This is a genomic window from Streptococcus oralis, assembly GCF_019929365.1.
Taxonomy (GTDB): domain Bacteria; phylum Bacillota; class Bacilli; order Lactobacillales; family Streptococcaceae; genus Streptococcus; species Streptococcus oralis_BT.
On record NZ_JAHZPH010000002.1, the window covers coordinates 55,667 to 74,137 of the forward strand.

Here is an 18,471-nt window from a genome sequence, read left to right on the forward strand (position 1 = left end):
TTGATTGAGACTAGAGATTAATGTAGGAAGAATTCCTCGAAAGATGAGTTAGGATAGAAAATATGCTACATAATTTTTTTACAAGATTCCAAACCATTCCTCCTCCCATTTCACTTTTTTGGTATGGGATTATGATGTTTCTCTTAGTACTTTGTATTTATGGAGCACTTGCTTATCACAAGAATCCACGCTTTGTCTGCTTGTTTAAGGGGATTTAGATCCTCCAGTTACTAGCCCTTTATAGTTGGTATGTTGGCTTTGGGATCCCATTTTCTAATAGCCTTCCATTTTATCATTGCCGTTTAGCCATGTTTGCGGTAGTTTTCTTACCAGATAAATGGCGGAGCAAGCAATATTTTGCCCTCTTAGGAGCAAGTGGAGCGGTATTTGCCTTGGTTTACCCCGTTTTTGACCCCTATGATTTTCCACACATCACCAGTTTTTCATTTTTGATTGGGCACTATGCCCTTTTGGTGAATTCCTTGGTCTACTTGATGAATCACTACGACAAGAGCTTACTTAAGAAGTGTATGATCGTAGTCTATACTTTCGTTCTCAATCTCTTTCTAGTTGGGGTTAATATGGTGACCGGTGGAAATTATGGTCTCTTAAGAGATACACCGTTTATCTCGAATGCTCCTCTATGGATAAAGTACCTCCTTGTGTCGGTTATTCTTTCTCTAGCTTTGCTTCTCTTTGATATCTTGTTCAAGAAACGGTGGAAAAAGAGAAATCAGGTGAAATCTATGCTCTAGCTTACCTTTTCATCTGATGAGCGATTGAAAAACTCCCCGAAATCCGATATAATGGAGTGTTGAAAGGATTAGAATATTCCAATGTAAAATAAAAAAATACTAACATTCACCATTATACTAAAATGAAAGAAAGAGAAGAAGATGACTTTACAAGAAGAAATCAAGAAACGCCGTACCTTTGCCATTATTTCCCACCCGGACGCCGGGAAAACAACCATCACTGAGCAGTTGCTCTACTTCGGGGGCGAGATTCGTGAGGCTGGTACCGTAAAAGGTAAGAAAACAGGGACTTTTGCCAAGTCTGACTGGATGGATATCGAGAAACAACGTGGTATTTCGGTAACCTCATCTGTTATGCAGTTTGACTACGATGGGAAGCGTGTGAATATCCTTGACACACCAGGGCACGAGGACTTTTCAGAAGACACTTATCGAACCTTGATGGCGGTGGATGCTGCGGTCATGGTCGTGGACTCTGCCAAGGGTATCGAGGCTCAAACCAAGAAATTGTTTGAAGTTGTCAAACACCGTGGCATTCCAGTCTTTACCTTTATGAACAAGTTGGACCGTGACGGTCGTGAACCACTGGACCTCTTGCAGGAATTGGAAGAAGTCTTGGGGATTGCTAGCTACCCCATGAACTGGCCAATTGGTATGGGGAAAGCCTTTGAGGGCTTATATGACCTCTATAACCAACGCTTGGAGCTCTATAAAGGGGATGAGCGTTTTGCCAGTCTGGAAGATGGGGACAAACTTTTTGCGAGCAATCCTTTCTATGAGCAAGTCAAGGATGATATCGAGCTTCTAAATGAAGCTGGAAATGAGTTTTCAGAGGAAGCTATTCTGGCTGGAGAATTGACACCTGTCTTCTTCGGTTCAGCCCTTACTAACTTTGGTGTGCAGACCTTCCTTGAGACCTTCCTCAAGTTTGCTCCAGAACCACATGGTCACAAGAAAATAGACGGAGAAATTGTCGATCCTTACGATAAGGATTTCTCAGGATTTGTCTTTAAAATCCAAGCCAACATGGATCCTCGTCACCGTGACCGCATCGCCTTTGTCCGTATCGTTTCGGGTGAGTTTGAGCGTGGGATGAGTGTTAACCTGCCTCGTACTGGTAAGGGAGCCAAGCTATCCAATGTCACTCAGTTTATGGCGGAAAGTCGTGAGAATGTGACCAATGCTGTGGCAGGTGATATTATCGGGGTTTACGATACAGGTACTTATCAGGTTGGAGATACGCTAACTGTTGGGAAAAACAAGTTTGAATTTGAACCACTACCAACCTTTACACCAGAGATTTTCATGAAGGTTTCTGCCAAGAATGTCATGAAGCAAAAATCCTTCTACAAGGGGATTGAACAACTGGTGCAAGAAGGAGCGATTCAGCTTTATAAAAATTACCAAACAGGCGAGTATATGCTGGGTGCTGTGGGACAACTCCAATTTGAAGTCTTTAAGCACCGTATGGAAGGCGAGTACAATGCAGAAGTAGTCATGAGCCCAATGGGTAAAAAGACGGTTCGTTGGATCAAGCCTGAGGACTTGGACGAGCGCATGTCCTCAAGCCGCAATATCTTGGCCAAGGACCGCTTCGACCAACCAGTCTTCCTCTTTGAAAATGACTTTGCCCTCCGCTGGTTTGCGGATAAATATCCAGACGTAGAGCTGGAGGAAAAAATGTAAATCGTTACAAATGACTAGCAACATAAAGTTGCTGTCATTTGACGGTAACCGCTATGGCGGTCTACCTAAACGCTTCACTAGGAAAAATCCACGAATAGTATCGATTCGTGGATTTTTTCATATAGTAAAGGTAATTGAAGTCAAAGGTAAATTAAAAACCTCAGAGAAATCATGTTACGTGAATTCTTCTGAGGTTTTTCTAGTTTCCATATTTCTGGTAAAAATCGACCTTGACCTGGATAAAGGTTTCGGCTTCGCGTAGTAGTTGCAGGAGGGTGGCACGGGTTTCAAACTCCTCACGTGTTTTAGGGAGACTCCGATTGCGGAAGACTTGCAGATAGCGTTCGATGTCATCAAGTAGGTCATGAGCAGGATTGGTCTGGCTTAGCTGGGCAGCAATCTTTGAAAAGAGCTGGGCCAAGATCAAACTCTCACTTGCGGCCAAATGACAGGTATTGATCTGCTGGGCCATATTTCGCAGGATACGACTTTGTCGCTGTCTCATCTCAAAGTAGTGGATGTGATAGTCCGTCTGGTGAAAGAGGTGGTCCGAGTGATCCAGGTAGACCAGTTTGAGGGCTTCATCGAGGAGGTTGTCTAATTGGTCAACGAGTTGGGCTTGATTGCGCCCGTCTCCTCTTGACAGATAGTATTTAAAGCGAAGCAGGATGTCTTTTAACTTTTCCTCGACCTGAAGGTGGTAGCTTTGGATGGCTTTCTCACGAGAGGGCATATAAAGGTTGACCAATAGAGCAAAGCTTGTCCCGATGAGAAAGAGGAGCACTTCATTGAGCAAGAGAGCTGGAGAAGTAGATTCCTGTACCAAGAGATGACCGACCAAGACACTGCTAGGGGTGATGCCGATTTCCCAGCCCATTTTGTAAGAAAGAGGGACATAGAGAGCCAGATAGAGGCCCAGACTCCAAATGTGAAAGCCCGTCAGCTGAAAGGCTAGAACACCGATAGCGAGCGCTAGGAGCATAGAAAAGAGGCGGTTACGTGCTAATTTCAGCGTGCTTCTGCGCGTGTCGGATAGGCTTAAGAGGGCGATAATTCCAGCTGAAACTGCTGAAGATAACTCAAAAAAATAAGCGAGGAAACAAGCGAGGCAGGTCGCTAAGATCAGTTTTGTCGTACGTTGGGTGATAGACATGAGAATTTCCTATAATATTAGAATAAGAGTATAAAAGACAAGGCTTGGAAGACTTGTCTTAAAAAATCTATTTTTTACGTGCCGACGCGTACTCAGCTACTGCTGTAAAGAGGACGTCGGTAGAAGAGTTCAGGGCAGTTTCGCAGGAATCTTGGACGACACCGATGACAAAACCAACTCCGACTACCTGCATAGCAACGTCATTTGAAATCCCAAAGAGACTACAAGCGACGGGAATGAGGAGGAGTGATCCACCAGCGATTCCAGAAGCTCCGCAGGCAGAAATGGCAGCCACTACACTGAGCACAAAGGCTGTACCAAAGTCGACAGAGATTCCCAGAGTATTGACTGCAGCTAGAGTCAAAATGTTAATGGTTACGGCTGCACCAGCCATGTTGATAGTGGAGCCAAGGGGAATAGAAACAGAGTAGGTATCTGGATTGAGTCCAAGATCTTGGCAGAGTTTCATGTTGACAGGGATATTAGCGGCAGAACTACGAGTAAAGAAAGCTGTAATTCCACTGACACGCAAACATTTAAAAACAAGGGGGTAAGGATTTTTTCTCATAAGGAGAAAGGCAATGAGGGGATTGATGACAAGGGCCACAAAAGCCATGGTTGCAATCAAGAGTCCTAGCAAAATTCCGTAGTTAGCAAGGCTGGTAATTCCTTTATCAGAGATGGTTTTGAAGACCAAGCCCATAATTCCGAAAGGTGCCAAATTGATAATCCACTCTACAATCTTGGAAGTTACACCAGCCATGGTTTTGAGCAATTCCTTGCTGTTTTTGCTAGCTTCTCTCATAGCAAGTCCAAAGACAACAGCCCATGATAGAATTCCAATATAGTTGGCTTTGACGACGGCGTTGAGGGGATTGTCCACGAGATTCAGCAGGAGGTTGCTGAGAACTTGACCGATGCCGTCTGGTGGGGCAACCTCTGTGCTTGCACTGCTAAGAGTAATCTGGACGGGGAAGAGAAAACTAGCCAGTACAGCAATCAAGGCAGCTGCAAAGGTGCCGAGTAGATAGAGAAAAATAACGGTCTTCATATTGGTATCTTGCCCTTTTTGATGTTGTGAGAGGGCATTTGCGACGAGGGTAAAGACCAAGACAGGAGCAATGGCTTTCAGACCCCCAACGAATAGGTCACCGAGAATGCCGAGCCCCGACAGATTAGGAAAAAGTAGCCCTAGAGAGGCTCCCAGAAGCATGCCGATTAGGATACGTTTGATGAGGCTGGCCTTGTTCCAGGCACGAATGATTTTTTTCATAAATAGTCTCCTTCAAAGTGTATTGTTTATGATTATAGTATAAATATGCCGTTGAGGCAAGTCTTTTTTTGAGTTTGGGGGAATATCGGAATATTTATGAGGGATTTGAACGGGATGATTTGTGGTATAATACTAGAAAGGAGTTTTGTATGCAAGAATTTTTTCAACGTTATCTTGATAAATTGGATGTAACAACTGTATTAGAGAATCTCTTGACCAAGGTGATTTCTCTTTTGATTCTCTTTCTGTTATTTTATATAGCTAAAAAGATGCTTCATGCGACTGTACGAAAGATTGTCAAGCCCTCGCTTAAATTTTCAAATCGAGATGCTGGCAGACAGAAGACTATTTCTCGTTTGCTTGAAAATATCTTTAACTATACCCTTTATTTCTTTTTAATCTACTGTATCTTGTCCATTTTAGGCTTGCCAGTTTCCAGCCTTCTTGCTGGGGCAGGGATTGCTGGAGTTGCCATTGGAATGGGGGCGCAAGGCTTTCTATCCGATGTCATCAATGGCTTTTTCATCCTCTTTGAACGCCAGCTCGATGTGGGCGACGAAGTGATCCTCACAAATGGTCCTATTACCGTGTCTGGAAAGGTTGTCAGTGTAGGAATCCGTACGACCCAACTTCGCAGTGACGACCAAGCCCTTCACTTTGTTCCCAACCGAAATATCACTGTTGTCAGCAACTTCTCTCGTACAGAGTAGGTCTGCTATTTTGGCAGATTTATGGTACAATAGAAAGAGTTTGGCAAAGGAGAGAGTATGCTATTTGTAGAGAAAAAACTAGGTCATGATTGTACTTGGATAGACCTTGATGTGGACAAGATTAAAAATACGGAAGATCTTTCTGACATCTATGGATTGGACAAGGAAACCATTGAGTATGCTCTAGATAGAAATGAACGTGCTCACATGGATTATAACCGTGAAACGGGGACGGTAACCTTTATTTATAATGTTCTTGATTTAGAAAAAGACAAGGAATATTATGAAGCGATTCCGATGACCTTTATCGTTGAAAAACAACGGCTGATCACAATTAGCAACCACAAGAATAGTTATGTGATTAAACGAATGGCATCCTACCTTGAAAGCCATGAAGTTGTTTCAATCTACAAATTTCTTTTTGCCAGTTTAGAGATTATTAGCAATGCTTATTATCCAGTTATTGAAGAGATGGATAAAAGTAAGGATGAAATCAGTGCACTTCTTCGTCAAAAAACAACTAAAAAAAATCTTTTTGCCCTCTCTGACTTGGAAACTGGTATGGTTTACCTGACAGCTGCTGCTAAACAAAATCGTCTCCTCTTGGAACATATCCAAGGGCATGCTCTTTATCGCAATCTTAATGAGGTAGAAAGAGAGCAGTTTGACGATGCTATGATTGAAGCTCATCAGTTGGTTTCGATGACAGACTTGATTTCTCAAGTTTTGCAACAACTCTCAGCCTCTTACAACAACATCCTAAATAATAATCTAAATGATAATTTGACAACTTTGACAATTATCTCAGTCTTGCTAGCTATCCTTGCGGTTATTACAGGATTTTTCGGAATGAATGTTCCCTTACCGTTTACAGATGAACCAGATGCTTGGATTTATATTTTGCTAGCTAGTCTAATTTTATGGGCAGTCTTAGCCCAATATTTAAAGAAAATTGCTAGAAATTAAAAAGAAAAGGAGCCAGAATGGCGATTGAAAACTATATGCCAGATTTTGCTGTGGAAGCAGTCTATGATCTGACAGTTCCAAGTCTGCAAGCGCAGGGAATCAAGGCTGTTTTGGTCGATTTGGATAATACCCTCATTGCTTGGAACAACCCTGATGGGACGCCAGAGATGAAGCAATGGCTACATGACCTTCGGGATGCAGGTATTCGCATCATCGTCGTATCAAATAACACCAAAAAACGAGTTCAACGTGCAGTTGAGAAATTTGGAATTGATTACGTTTATTGGGCTCTTAAGCCCTTCACCTTTGGAATTGACCGTGCCATGAAGGAATTTCACTATGAGAAAAATGAAGTGGTCATGGTCGGCGATCAGCTTATGACGGATATACGAGCAGCCCACCGTGCAGGTATTCGCTCAATCTTAGTCAAACCCTTGGTCCAACATGACTCTATTAAGACACAGATTAACCGAGCTCGTGAGCGCCGTGTCATGAAGCAAATTACTGAAAAGTACGGACCGATTACATATAAAAAAGGAATCTAACTATGGAAGAAATTCTCTGTATTGGTTGTGGAGCAACCATTCAGACGACAGACAAGGCTGGTCTTGGATTTACTCCCCAATCGGCACTCGAAAAAGGTTTGGAGACAGGGGAAGTCTATTGCCAACGTTGTTTCCGTCTCCGTCACTACAATGAAATCACAGATGTCCAGTTGACAGACGATGATTTCCTCAAGCTCTTGCACGAGGTGGGGGACAGTGATGCCTTGGTGGTCAATGTCATTGATATCTTTGACTTTAATGGTTCTGTCATCCCAGGCTTGCCACGCTTTGTATCGGGCAATGATGTCCTCTTGGTCGGAAATAAAAAAGATATCCTGCCCAAGTCTGTTAAACCGGGCAAGATTAGCCAGTGGCTCATGGAACGTGCCCACGAAGAAGGACTTCGTCCAGTAGATGTCGTCCTGACTTCAGCCCAAAACAAGCAGGCCATCAAGGAAGTCATTGACAAAATCGAGCACTACCGTAAGGGCCGTGATGTCTACGTGGTCGGTGTGACCAATGTTGGAAAGTCAACTCTTATCAATGCCATCATCCAGGAAATCACGGGCGACCAGAATGTCATCACGACTTCACGCTTTCCAGGAACAACATTGGACAAGATTGAGATTCCGCTTGACGACGGATCTTATATCTACGATACGCCGGGAATCATCCACCGTCACCAAATGGCCCACTACTTGACGGCTAAAAATCTCAAGTATGTCAGTCCTAAAAAGGAAATCAAGCCCAAAACCTATCAGCTCAATCCTGAACAAACCCTATTTTTAGGTGGTTTGGGTCGATTTGACTTTATTGCAGGAGAAAAGCAAGGTTTCACTGCCTTTTTTGACAATGAACTCAAACTCCACCGTACCAAGCTAGAAGGCGCTAGTGCCTTTTATGACAAGCATCTGGGAACCCTTCTAACTCCACCAAATAGCAAGGAAAAAGAAGATTTTCCAAAACTAGTCCAACATGTCTTTACCATCAAGGATAAGACAGACCTGGTCATCTCAGGACTAGGCTGGATCCGCGTAACAGGCACCGCCAAAGTCGCCGTCTGGGCCCCAGAAGGCGTCGCAGTCGTCACACGAAAAGCAATTATTTAAACACAGAAAGGAAAGGGTTATCTTTATAAAGGCGAGCATTGCGAGCCCATAGAAGATACTTTTCGCCGTGGTGTCAGTTGGTACAAGCGATTGTACCAACTGCGGAAAATTTGAGACCTTAGGCTCAAATTTTAGTCATGAAAGTCCGCAGGACTTTGCTGACGTCCATCACCACTTCAGAAAAGTATTAAAAGAAACTCTTTTAAAGAAATTATGTCATTAACATCGAAACAACGTGCCTACCTCAACAGTCAGGCACACACCCTCAAACCCATCATCCAAATCGGAAAAAATGGTCTCAACGACCAAATCAAAACCAGCGTCCGTCAAGCTCTTGACGCGCGTGAATTGATCAAGGTTACTCTCTTACAAAACACAGATGAAAACATCCACGAAGTAGCTGAAATCTTGGAAGAAGAAATTGGTGTGGATACTGTCCAAAAAATCGGACGCATCTTGATCTTGTTTAAACAATCCAGCAAGAAAGAAAATCGCAAGATTTCCAAGAAAGTTAAAGAAATCTAACCCCCTACTCCAAACAACTGTTTTTACAGAGAATTAAAGGAAGACGAGCCTATGGCAATCGAATTATTGACTCCCTTTACCAAGGTAGAGTTGGAGCCAGAAATCAAGGAGAAAAAACGCAAACAAGTTGGGATTTTAGGGGGGAATTTTAACCCCGTTCACAATGCCCATCTTGTTGTGGCGGACCAAGTACGACAACAGTTGGGACTGGATCAAGTTCTGCTCATGCCCGAATACCAACCTCCTCATGTAGATAAAAAGGAAACCATCCCCGAGCACCACCGTCTCAAGATGCTTAAGTTAGCGATTGAGGGGATTGAAGGTCTAGCCATTGAAACCATTGAGCTAGAGCGCAAGGGCATTTCCTATACCTACGACACCATGAAGATTTTGACAGAGCAACATCCAGACACGGATTATTACTTCATTATCGGGGCTGATATGGTGGACTATCTGCCTAAGTGGTACCGAATTGATGAACTGGTTGACATGGTTCAGTTTGTTGGAGTTCAGCGCCCACGCTACAAGGCAGGGACTTCCTATCCAGTTATCTGGGTGGATGTGCCTCTCATGGACATCTCGTCCAGCATGGTGCGTGACTTCCTTGCCCAAGGTCGGAAACCCAACTTTCTCCTACCTCAGCCAGTGCTAGACTACATCGAGAAGGAGGGACTCTACTGATGGCCTATCAAGACTATATCAACTGCTCCCGTGAGGCTTTGTTGGAAAAAATGGCAGAGCTTCTGCCTGAAAAACGCTTAACCCATTGCTTGGGTGTGGAGCGTGCGGCCATAGAACTGGCTCAGCGCTTTGATGTGGATAGTGAGAAAGCAGGTCTAGCAGGACTTCTCCACGACTATGCTAAAAAGTTGTCAGATCAGGATTTTCTAAACTTGATTGCCCGTTATCAGCTAGACCCTGACCTCAAAAACTGGGGCAACAATGTCTGGCATGGCATGGTCGGCATCTACAAGATTCAGGAAGATTTGGATTTGCAAGATCCTGAAATCCTGCGAGCCATTGAAATCCATACAGTCGGGGCTGGTCAGATGACAGACTTAGATAAGGTTATCTATGTCGCAGACTACATCGAGCATAACCGAGCATTTCCGGGAGTGGATGTGGCGCGTGAGATTGCTGAGCTATCGCTCAATAAGGCAGTGGCCTATGAGACAGCTCGCACTGTCGAGCATTTGGCTCACCAAGGATTTCCCATCTATCCCCAAACCCTTGAAACCTATAACGCCTATGTGCACTATTTGAAAGAGGACTAAATGAACGAAAAAGAATTACTAGAACTAGTCGTGAAAGCGGCTGATGAGAAACGTGCGGAGGATATTCTCGCACTTGATGTACAAGATTTGACCAGCGTGACGGACTACTTTGTCATCACTAGCTCGATGAATAGCCGTCAGTTGGACGCTATCGCAGATAATATCCGTGAAAAAGTAGCGGAAGCAGGCTTTAAAGGCAGTCATGTTGAAGGCGATGCAGCTGGAGGCTGGGTCTTACTAGACCTAGGCGGTGTCGTCGTGCATGTCTTTTCAGAAGAAATGCGTGCCCATTATAACCTAGAAAAACTATGGCATGAGGCAGAGTCAGTAGATATTTCAGAAGCCTTGGCCTAGTAGATGAACTCAGTTGCAGTCAACTGGGTTTATTTGCTTATTTTAGAAAAAATTGATAGAAAGGTGAGGGCGTCGTGTTTGGTTGATCTTGAAACTGAACACGAGCTAAAAGCTGTGAGAAAAAGAGGAACTTCCTTTGTATCTGACGCTACGTCGGTAAGATTCCTATTTTCTCTTAGCTTTTAACGCTCTTTGTATCTTAGAAAGGATTTGAACCCGTCCTGTAATCGTCGGAAAATAGATAGCTTAGTCTTGGATCAGGATCCTAAGTCCAAGCTCCTAATTTTCATTCCGGTTACGGGCGGACTTGGTATCTTAATTATGGCGACTTATGAAACCTTTGCAGCTGTTTACGATGCTGTGATGGATGATAGTTTATACGATAAATGGACGGATTTTTCTCTGCGTCATTTGCCTAAGACCAGGGAGAGAAAGAAGCTTATGGAATTGGCTTGTGGAACAGGTATCCAGTCTGTCCGCTTTTCTCAGGCTGGTTTTGAGGTGACTGGACTGGACTTGAGTGCGGATATGCTGAAGATTGCGGAGAAGAGAGCTACTTCAGCCAAGCAAAAGATTGATTTTATTGAAGGCAATATGCTGGATTTGTCCAAGGCTGGTAAATATGATTTTGTGACGTGTTACTCTGACTCTATCTGCTACATGCAGGATGAGGTAGAGGTAGGAGACGTCTTTAAGGAAGTGTATAATGCCCTCAATGAAGACGGAGTATTCATCTTTGATGTGCATTCAACTTACCAGACAGATGAAGTTTTTCCAGGCTATTCTTACCATGAAAATGCGGAAGATTTTGCCATGCTTTGGGACACCTATGAGGACGAAGCACCTCACTCCATCGTGCATGAGTTGACCTTCTTTATCAAGGAGGCTGACGGTTCTTTTAGTCGCCACGATGAAGTGCATGAGGAGCGGACCTATGAGGTCTTGACCTATGATATATTGCTGGAACAGGCTGGTTTCAAGTCCTTCAAACTCTATGCGGACTTTGAGGACAAGGAGCCGACAGAGACAAGTACCCGTTGGTTTTTTGTCGCGCAGAAGTAGGAGAACATCATGACCATCACAGGTATTATCGCGGAGTTCAATCCTTTTCATAATGGGCATAAATACCTACTGGAGCAGGCGAAGGGACTGAAAATCGTAGCCATGTCTGGGAATTTCATGCAGCGTGGAGAGCCTGCTATCGTGGACAAGTGGACACGGGCTCAGATGGCGCTTGAAAATGGAGCGGATCTGGTAGTGGAATTGCCTTTTTTAGTCAGTGTTCAAGCGGCAGATTTCTTCGGTCAAGGGGCTGTGGATATCTTGGCTCGATTGGGGATTGATAGACTAGCTTTTGGGACAGAGGAAGTTCTGGATTATCAGAAAATTGCTGACCTATACACGGAGCAAGGTGCTGAGATGGAGAATTTTGTGGATAATCTGCCTGATTCTCTCTCCTATCCCCAGAAAACCCAAGCCATGTGGAAGGAATTTGCAGGTCTGGATTTTTCTGGCAAGACGCCCAATCATGTTCTAGCTTTGGCCTATGCCAAGGCGGTTGCGGGACGTAGAATCAAACTCCATCCGATTCAGCGTCAGGGGGCTGGTTATCATTCTGTGGATAAGGATGTGGACTTTGCCTCGGCAACAGCTCTCCGTCAGCATCAATCAGACCAAGATTTCTTAGAACGCTTTATGCCTTCTGTTGCTCTCTTTGAGCAGGCCAGTAAGGTAAGCTGGGATGACTATTTCCCATTTCTCCGCTATCAAATCTTGTCAAATCCTGACCTAACGACCATCTATCAGGTCAATCAAGAAATGGCTGTGCGCATCAAGGAAGCTATTAAGACGGCTCAGTCTGTTGACGAATTGGTCGAGGCGGTTGCCACCAAACGCTACACCAAGGCGCGTGTACGTCGCCTCTTGACTTATATTTTAGTGCAGGCCAGAGAAAGCGACTTGCCAGAAGGCATCCATGTCCTTGGCTTTACCGAAAAAGGCAGACAGCATCTCAAGTCTCTGAAAGAGCAGGTCCATCTACTTAGCCGAATTGGTAAAGAACCTTGGGATGCCATGACCCAAAAGGCAGATCAGATTTACCAACTAGGGAATCCAAGTATAGCAGAGCAGAATTTCGGCAGAGTACCCATTAGAATAGAATCAAACTAAGTCTACTGAAAGGTAGGCTTTTTGAGATTTTTTCGAATAAATAGATAGAAAAGAAAAATCTTGTACAAGTTCCTGACAATTTCTTTCTTTTTGTGTATAATAGTGGAAAAGAGGTAAAACGAGGTATGGTTATGGAAGCAGTTCTTTACTCAACATTCCGAAATCATTTAAAGGACTACATGAAGAAGGTAAACGATGAATTTGAGCCTTTGACGGTGGTCAATAAAAATCCAGATGAGGACATTGTAGTTCTTTCAAAGAGCGAATGGGACAGTATACAGGAAACCCTGAGAATCGCTCAAAATAAGGAACTTTCTGATAAGGTTTTGCGAGGAATGGCTCAAGTCCGTGCTGGGAGCACACAAGTCCATGTGATTGAGGAGTGAGGAATGCTGCTCAAGTTTACAGAAGATGCCTGGGCAGATTATTGCTACTGGCAAACTCAGGACAAGAAAACGTTAAAAAGAATCAACATGCTAGTCAAGGATATTCAACGAGATCCTTTTTCAGGAATTGGTAAACCAGAACCACTCAAGTATGACTATCAAGGAGCTTGGTCACGTCGTATTGATGCAGAAAATCGCTTGATTTATATGATGGATGGAGATAGCATCGCTTTCTTGTCCTTCAAAGATCACTACTAAGTCTACTGAAAGGTAGGCTTTTTTATTTTAGAAAATTTATCTAGTAAATTAAAGATAAGGTTTTTTGGAAAATGACAGATTTTCTAAGACAAAAAGTCGGCAAAGAAATTTAGTATAGCGATTATAATCTTTGTCCTTGAATCCGCTTTATAACTCTTATTTTGTGATATAATGAAGAGAATTGTTAATAATAAAAACAGGGGAAGCAAATGTCTAATTTTAAAGAAAAACTACCGATATTCCAGTCGAACGATGTTCAAATTTCAAATGTGGTCAACGCAGTTTGGTCGATTGCGAATACCTTACGTGGGGCTTACCGAGCAGATAAGTATCGAGATGTCATCATTCCGATGTTTGTCTTGACTCGCTTAGAAGCTGCTTTATTGCCAACGAAAGATGAAGTAGTTGCACTTTATAAGTTAAATCCCAATACACCTGAAAAGGTTCTTGAGAATAAATCTGGCTACAAATACTATAATACCAGCTCTTTCACGCTTGAAAATCTCCAAAATGATCCCAATGCGATTGAAGAAAATTTTATTGCCTATCTAGATGGCTATTCTTGTCGTGTGAAGGATATTATTGAAAACCTAAAGTTTAAAGAACAGGTCCACACACTTGCAAAGTCTGGACGTCTTTTTACGGTCATCAAAAAGTTCTCTCAGATTGACCTATCGCCAAGTTCTGTGGACTCAATGGTGATGGGCTATATGTTTGAGGATATCATCCGTCGCTTTTCTGAAAATGAGGAAGCTGGTTCTCACTATACACCTCGTGAAGTCATTGCTCTAATGGTCAATCTACTCTTGATCGAAGCTGATGAAGAATTATTTGTCGATAAAAAAGAGTTGAAAATCTTAGATATGGCTGCTGGGACAGGTGGTATGCTAGCGACAGCCAAAAGTTACATCCGTAAGCTCGATACCGGAGCCACTGTCCGACTCTTTGGTCAGGAAGTTTTACCTGAGACTTTCGGGATTGGTCGAGCGGATATGTTGATTCGTCAGGAAGACTCGGACTATTTCGTGAAGACCGATACATTAAAAGATCCGGATCCATTCCCAGATAAGAAGATGACTTTTGTCATTGCCAATCCTCCTTTTGGTCAATCCTGGGGCGGGAAAGATGCAGATGATGGAGTAGAAGACGCAGTTAAAAGAGACCATAATCTCTTTGAGAGTACAGAAGGTCAACAAGGACGTTTTGTAGCGACTCCGGGAACTGGCGATGCCCAACTTCTGTTCCATCTTCATGGTTTAGCTAAATTAGAAGAAAATGGTCGAGCTGCTATCATCTCAAACGGTTCACCTCTCTTTTCTGGAGGTACTTCATCTGGGGAGAGTCAGATCCGCCGTTACATCCTTGAGAATGATTTGCTAGAAGCTATTATTGCCCTCCCAGGACAGTTTTTCTACAATACAGGGATTGGGATTTATATCTGGATTTACAATAAAAATAAATCTCCTGAGCGTCAAAACAAGGTCCAGTTTATCGATGCGACAGAGGAGTTTGTTCCTTTGCGTAAGTCACTTGGACAAAAACGTCGTGAATTATCTCAAGATAATATCCGCCAGATCCTCCAATGGTATGATGACTTTACTGAAAATGATCATGTGAAAATCTTTGATAAAAATGAGTTTCTTTACAGAGAATATACAGTCATGCAACCTCTGCAACGTCGTGGTTGGATTACTGAAGAAACCATTGAGAAGGCCAAAAGCGTTCCTTTCCTAGCTAAACTATTTGACGAGTACCAGTATCAAGAATTGCTAGAGATGGAACCACGATCAGCCAAGGATGAGAAAAAATTACAAGACTTCGAAGCTGGGAAGGCCAAGCAAGAAGCTATCTTAGATGCTCTTGGTAAGGGAATTACAGATGACAGTTTCCCTAACTTTGAAAGCTTTGTCCAAGTCATTAAGGACTTGTTGGGAGACATCAAGGTAACGCCTGCCAATATCAATGCTTTAGCCCTAGCCATGAGTGAAATGGACAAGACGGCAGAAGTCATCCGAACCAATAAGAAAGACAAGCCCAATGAGATTGCTGACGGGATTGTCTATGATAAGACAACAAAGGACAGTGAAATCGTCAAACTGACAGAGGATGTGGAAGACTACTTTGCGCGTGAGGTCTATCCCCATGTACCTGACGCCCACTACTGGTTTGATGAGGAAAAGGGCTATGGAGCCGAGATTCCTTTTACCCGCTATTTCTATCACTACCAAGCACCAGAAAGTGCAGACAAGCTCTTAGAAGAGTTTTATGACTTGGAAGCAGAACTACAGACTCTCTTGGAGGAACTAAAACATGACTAGGATGAAAGAGAGTGGCATCGACTGGATCGGACAGATACCAGAAGAGTGGCAAATTTCGAAAATTAAATTTACGACTCAGCTTAATGGTAGAATCGGTTGGCAAGGATTAACATCAGCTGAATATAAAGAAGAAGGCCCATATTTGATTACAGGGACTGATTTTCAAAATGGAACAATTAATTTTGAAACAGCTGTACATATTGATGAAAAACGTTGGTCAGAAGCTTCGCAGATTCAGGTAGAAAATGGTGATTTACTGATTACGAAAGATGGTACGGTGTGTAAAGTAGCTATTATTTCAGGGCTTGATGATAAGGCTTCGTTAAATAGCGGTGTATTAAGGATCCAAACAGTTGATGAGATTGATAGAAAATTTTTATATTATGTTTTACTATCAGATGAATTTTGGATGTGGTTTAACTATACAAATTCAGGGGCGAGCACCATTTTACATTTGTATCAAAATGTATTTGATGAATTCACTTTTACCTTTCCTCAAAAAAATGAACAACAAAAAATTGCTGATTTTCTAGACAAGAAAACGGCTCAGTTGGATAAGGTAAAAAGTCTACTGGAGGAGCAAATTCAAAAACTCAAAGACTACCGCGCTAGCTTGATTTATGAAACCGTCACAAAAGGATTGGATAAAACAGTTCCTATGAAAGATTCAGGAATCGACTGGATCGGACAGGTACCCGGAGGATGGGGAGTGAGTCGACTAAAATACTTTTTTGATATATATGCTGGAGGAGATATAGACGAAAGAAATACAGTAGATGAATATTCAGAAAATCACCCTTATCCTGTTATTTCAAACTCTCTTGAAAATGAAGGTATATTAGGATACACTAACAAATTTAGATTTCAAGGAGATAGTGTTACTGTTACTGGTAGGGGTGATGTTGGGAAAGCAGTTTATAGAAATATTAAATTTTACCCCGTTGTACGTTTATTAGTTTGTACTCCTAAAATACAGGTTGATTGTAGATTTGCAACATACTGGATAAACTCAGCTATAATTGAGAAAAATCAAACGGCAGTTTCACAATTAACAATTCAAATGTTAGGGGAACTTATCTTTACAAATGTACAATATGTAGAACAGAAAAAAATTGCTGATTTCTTAGACAAAAAAACGGTTCAAATTGATAAATTAATTCAAATCAAGAACCAACAAATTAAAAATATTAACAAACAACGGCAAACTCTTATTTACGATTATGTGACAGGGAAGAGGAGGGTGTAGAGTTGCTATTTGGAACTGATTTAAAATTTCGTTTAGCTTATTTTTTTACTGCATTTTTTCCAGCATTTTTATTGATTTATTTTTCATTAGTAGATATTCATCAATTTCTATGGAAAGAGACTGAGTCGCTACCTTGTTATTTAAGTAGGAACTTGTGGCTTCTGGCTATGTTATTAGTATTACTTTCTTTAATGCTAATATCAATTTCCAGTATACGTGGATATATAAACGGACGGAGGAGTGAAGAAAACATTGTTAAAAACATTGTTTTAAATTTTAATGTATCTAAGGTTACGCTGAAGAATATTTCTCAAGGTAAAGTGATTGATATTCAAGACGGACCAAAAGTAAATCCGGGATTCATATCTTTTGTATCGTCAACCATTGTACCCTCTTTAGTATTAAAATTTATGAATGGAGTCAGTGCTCTTGTAGCAATTGTAATTATTGTTTTCTTTTTTGTGTTATTAATGCTTAGTAATGATATATTTCCAAACTTGATATTACCAATTTTTGGTATCAATTTACTAGTAACAAAAGATAACTACAATATATTTTTCTTTCGAAAAGACTCGGCTGCATTTTCTGGTGTGAAAAGGGTTTGTACTCTAGGAAACACTGGTACAATGGCAAGAACGTTTGTTTTTTTTGATCAAGAAGTATTAAATGATGAAATAGGAGAGTAGAATGGTAGAAATATATGCAATTGGCTGGCAGGCTGGACGAGGTAAGTCACTTGGAAAATTGAAAAATTTTCGAAAAGTTATATCAGATGAAGCTAGTAATTATATAGGTAATATTCAATTTGCTAATAATCAAAATTCTAATGAATCAACTTTAACTTTAAAGGAAAAATTTGAAGAATCAATTGAGTCATTACAAAATGTTGAAACGAATGGGAATAATATGGAAGTTCCATTTTATAGAAAGGTTGATGGGAGTCTCCGGTCTGAAATAGATAGAATACAATTAGTCTCATCTCAATTAGAAACAGATTTACCTCCTCTAAAGAACTTTGAAGATATACGATTGTATCTAGTTTGTGAAGAAATTGATGGTGTACAGTACAAATATTTTTTGAAATCAATTCGAGCTGCGAAATTAAAAACTAGATTCATTGCTACTTTGACTTCTGGAAAAGTTAAAATAGTTGATATAGAAAAAGATGAGGGAAGAAGTCTTCCGTTCATCATAAGTTATGCTGAAAAAACTGAAAACAATGAAACTGTACAATATATCTTTAATGTTCAGGATTATGAAATTATGTTTGGTTTAAATGAGTCAAAAATAATCGCGGCCGAAGAGAATTATGAGAAATTTTTATCTCATAATGATAAAGAGCCAGTGTTTAAATTATCGACGGATTTTAAAGTGAAAGTATCTGATAAAGAATCTGAAAAAATCAAAGCTAAATTAAAAAGTCATCGTAAATTGATTAATTTGCTTGCAAAATATAATGATGAAGCATCGAGCTATGAATGGGAATGTGTAAAGAGTGCTAATGAATTGTCAGAACAGTTTTTTCAAACCCCTTTTGATTTTGACGAAGAAAAAAAAGAAATATATCTAACAGCGGATTCTCTCGAGGCATTTATTTCCGTGATTACCAATGCAAAGAAATTGGGTATTGCAAAAAATGAATATGAGGATTCACTGGCGGATAAGCGCCAGAAAGATAAAAAAGATAATATTGAAGCACAGTAAAATATCTGTTTTATTGTGTTATCATTTCTAGATTTTAAGA

General features: G+C 41.4%; 19 protein-coding genes and 1 pseudogene. 18 read left to right on the top strand and 2 right to left on the bottom strand.

Going from position 1 to position 18,471, the window contains the following annotated elements; translation table 11 throughout:
• Window positions 1-62 precede the first annotated feature (62 nt).
• Window positions 63-755 (top strand): annotated as a pseudogene (locus K1I53_RS03885) (YwaF family protein).
• A gap of 141 nt (window positions 756-896) precedes the next feature.
• Complete coding sequence (locus K1I53_RS03890; RefSeq protein WP_223328469.1) at window positions 897-2,441, top strand: peptide chain release factor 3; 1,545 nt, start codon at window positions 897-899, stop codon at window positions 2,439-2,441.
• 199 nt (window positions 2,442-2,640) lie between these two features.
• Here K1I53_RS03890 and K1I53_RS03895 read toward each other — a convergent pair whose 3' ends face one another.
• Both K1I53_RS03895 and sstT read right to left on the bottom strand, forming a co-directional pair.
• Window positions 2,641-3,594: an aromatic acid exporter family protein gene (locus K1I53_RS03895; RefSeq protein WP_223328470.1), complete on the bottom strand. Its 954-nt coding sequence runs from the start codon at window positions 3,592-3,594 to the stop codon at window positions 2,641-2,643.
• A 67-nt stretch (window positions 3,595-3,661) separates the two neighbouring features.
• Complete coding sequence (sstT, locus tag K1I53_RS03900) at window positions 3,662-4,867, bottom strand: serine/threonine transporter SstT (protein ID WP_223328471.1); 1,206 nt, start codon at window positions 4,865-4,867, stop codon at window positions 3,662-3,664.
• 149 nt (window positions 4,868-5,016) lie between these two features.
• On the opposite strand from sstT, the gene K1I53_RS03905 reads away from it, so the two are divergent.
• From K1I53_RS03905 to K1I53_RS03980, 16 genes are all read left to right on the top strand, one after another.
• Window positions 5,017-5,577 carry a mechanosensitive ion channel family protein gene (locus K1I53_RS03905; RefSeq protein ID WP_001154837.1) on the top strand — a complete coding sequence of 187 codons (561 nt, stop codon included), beginning with the start codon at window positions 5,017-5,019 and terminating at the stop codon, window positions 5,575-5,577.
• Between the two features lie 57 nt (window positions 5,578-5,634).
• Window positions 5,635-6,543: a magnesium transporter CorA family protein gene (locus tag K1I53_RS03910; RefSeq protein ID WP_223328472.1), complete on the top strand. Its 909-nt coding sequence runs from the start codon at window positions 5,635-5,637 to the stop codon at window positions 6,541-6,543.
• Window positions 6,544-6,560: 17 nt separating this feature from the next.
• The gene (locus tag K1I53_RS03915) at window positions 6,561-7,088 is read left to right on the top strand and encodes a YqeG family HAD IIIA-type phosphatase (RefSeq protein ID WP_006153778.1); all 528 of its coding nucleotides are present in this window, start codon (window positions 6,561-6,563) and stop codon (window positions 7,086-7,088) included.
• Between the two features lie 2 nt (window positions 7,089-7,090).
• A complete protein-coding gene (yqeH, locus tag K1I53_RS03920) occupies window positions 7,091-8,197 on the top strand; it encodes a ribosome biogenesis GTPase YqeH (protein ID WP_223328473.1) in 1,107 nt (368 codons plus the stop codon).
• Window positions 8,198-8,410: 213 nt separating this feature from the next.
• Complete coding sequence (gene yhbY / locus K1I53_RS03925) at window positions 8,411-8,722, top strand: ribosome assembly RNA-binding protein YhbY (protein WP_096408160.1); 312 nt, start codon at window positions 8,411-8,413, stop codon at window positions 8,720-8,722.
• A 51-nt stretch (window positions 8,723-8,773) separates the two neighbouring features.
• Window positions 8,774-9,403: a nicotinate-nucleotide adenylyltransferase gene (locus tag K1I53_RS03930; protein ID WP_223328474.1), complete on the top strand. Its 630-nt coding sequence runs from the start codon at window positions 8,774-8,776 to the stop codon at window positions 9,401-9,403.
• Window positions 9,403-9,996, top strand: a complete 594-nt coding sequence (gene yqeK, locus K1I53_RS03935; protein WP_223328475.1) for a bis(5'-nucleosyl)-tetraphosphatase (symmetrical) YqeK — start codon at window positions 9,403-9,405, stop codon at window positions 9,994-9,996. Before K1I53_RS03930 ends, yqeK begins: the two co-directional genes overlap by 1 nt.
• Window positions 9,997-10,350, top strand: coding sequence for a ribosome silencing factor (gene rsfS / locus K1I53_RS03940; protein WP_223328476.1), 354 nt, complete (start codon window positions 9,997-9,999; stop codon window positions 10,348-10,350). It abuts the gene before it with no gap.
• A 321-nt stretch (window positions 10,351-10,671) separates the two neighbouring features.
• Window positions 10,672-11,412, top strand: a complete 741-nt coding sequence (locus K1I53_RS03945; protein ID WP_223328623.1) for a class I SAM-dependent DNA methyltransferase — start codon at window positions 10,672-10,674, stop codon at window positions 11,410-11,412.
• Window positions 11,413-11,421: 9 nt separating this feature from the next.
• On the top strand, window positions 11,422-12,519 hold the full coding sequence (locus K1I53_RS03950; RefSeq protein WP_223328477.1) for a nucleotidyltransferase: 1,098 nt from the start codon (window positions 11,422-11,424) through the stop codon (window positions 12,517-12,519).
• A 131-nt stretch (window positions 12,520-12,650) separates the two neighbouring features.
• On the top strand, window positions 12,651-12,905 hold the full coding sequence (locus K1I53_RS03955) for a type II toxin-antitoxin system Phd/YefM family antitoxin (RefSeq protein ID WP_000388572.1): 255 nt from the start codon (window positions 12,651-12,653) through the stop codon (window positions 12,903-12,905).
• 3 nt (window positions 12,906-12,908) lie between these two features.
• On the top strand, window positions 12,909-13,163 hold the full coding sequence (locus tag K1I53_RS03960) for a Txe/YoeB family addiction module toxin (protein ID WP_223328478.1): 255 nt from the start codon (window positions 12,909-12,911) through the stop codon (window positions 13,161-13,163).
• Window positions 13,164-13,372: 209 nt separating this feature from the next.
• Window positions 13,373-15,481: a type I restriction-modification system subunit M gene (locus K1I53_RS03965; protein WP_223328479.1), complete on the top strand. Its 2,109-nt coding sequence runs from the start codon at window positions 13,373-13,375 to the stop codon at window positions 15,479-15,481.
• Window positions 15,474-16,727 (top strand): restriction endonuclease subunit S, encoded by a 1,254-nt coding sequence (locus tag K1I53_RS03970; RefSeq protein ID WP_223328480.1) that lies wholly within the window; start codon window positions 15,474-15,476, stop codon window positions 16,725-16,727. The genes K1I53_RS03965 and K1I53_RS03970 overlap by 8 nt, the downstream gene beginning before the upstream one ends.
• A 2-nt stretch (window positions 16,728-16,729) precedes the next feature.
• A complete protein-coding gene (locus K1I53_RS03975) occupies window positions 16,730-17,413 on the top strand; it encodes a hypothetical protein (protein WP_223328481.1) in 684 nt (227 codons plus the stop codon).
• 1 nt (window position 17,414) lies between these two features.
• A complete protein-coding gene (locus K1I53_RS03980) occupies window positions 17,415-18,431 on the top strand; it encodes a hypothetical protein (protein ID WP_223328482.1) in 1,017 nt (338 codons plus the stop codon).
• Window positions 18,432-18,471: the final 40 nt, after the last annotated feature.

Excerpts from the sequence above, each read along its gene's own strand:
- rsfS (WP_223328476.1), top strand. The coding sequence starts at position 9,997 with ATGAACGAAAAAGAATTACTAGAACTAGTCGTGAAAGCGGCTGATGAG.
- K1I53_RS03965 (WP_223328479.1), top strand. The coding sequence starts at position 13,373 with ATGTCTAATTTTAAAGAAAAACTACCGATATTCCAGTCGAACGATGTT.
- yhbY (WP_096408160.1), top strand. The coding sequence starts at position 8,411 with ATGTCATTAACATCGAAACAACGTGCCTACCTCAACAGTCAGGCACAC.
- K1I53_RS03945 (WP_223328623.1), top strand. The coding sequence starts at position 10,672 with ATGGCGACTTATGAAACCTTTGCAGCTGTTTACGATGCTGTGATGGAT.
- yqeH (WP_223328473.1), top strand. The coding sequence starts at position 7,091 with ATGGAAGAAATTCTCTGTATTGGTTGTGGAGCAACCATTCAGACGACA.
- K1I53_RS03960 (WP_223328478.1), top strand. The coding sequence starts at position 12,909 with ATGCTGCTCAAGTTTACAGAAGATGCCTGGGCAGATTATTGCTACTGG.
- K1I53_RS03955 (WP_000388572.1), top strand. The coding sequence starts at position 12,651 with ATGGAAGCAGTTCTTTACTCAACATTCCGAAATCATTTAAAGGACTAC.
- K1I53_RS03910 (WP_223328472.1), top strand. The coding sequence starts at position 5,635 with ATGCTATTTGTAGAGAAAAAACTAGGTCATGATTGTACTTGGATAGAC.
- K1I53_RS03950 (WP_223328477.1), top strand. The coding sequence starts at position 11,422 with ATGACCATCACAGGTATTATCGCGGAGTTCAATCCTTTTCATAATGGG.
- K1I53_RS03890 (WP_223328469.1), top strand. The coding sequence starts at position 897 with ATGACTTTACAAGAAGAAATCAAGAAACGCCGTACCTTTGCCATTATT.
- K1I53_RS03970 (WP_223328480.1), top strand. The coding sequence starts at position 15,474 with ATGACTAGGATGAAAGAGAGTGGCATCGACTGGATCGGACAGATACCA.
- K1I53_RS03930 (WP_223328474.1), top strand. The coding sequence starts at position 8,774 with ATGGCAATCGAATTATTGACTCCCTTTACCAAGGTAGAGTTGGAGCCA.
- K1I53_RS03895 (WP_223328470.1), bottom strand. The coding sequence starts at position 3,594 with ATGTCTATCACCCAACGTACGACAAAACTGATCTTAGCGACCTGCCTC.
- yqeK (WP_223328475.1), top strand. The coding sequence starts at position 9,403 with ATGGCCTATCAAGACTATATCAACTGCTCCCGTGAGGCTTTGTTGGAA.
- K1I53_RS03980 (WP_223328482.1), top strand. The coding sequence starts at position 17,415 with ATGGTAGAAATATATGCAATTGGCTGGCAGGCTGGACGAGGTAAGTCA.
- K1I53_RS03905 (WP_001154837.1), top strand. The coding sequence starts at position 5,017 with ATGCAAGAATTTTTTCAACGTTATCTTGATAAATTGGATGTAACAACT.
- K1I53_RS03915 (WP_006153778.1), top strand. The coding sequence starts at position 6,561 with ATGGCGATTGAAAACTATATGCCAGATTTTGCTGTGGAAGCAGTCTAT.
- sstT (WP_223328471.1), bottom strand. The coding sequence starts at position 4,867 with ATGAAAAAAATCATTCGTGCCTGGAACAAGGCCAGCCTCATCAAACGT.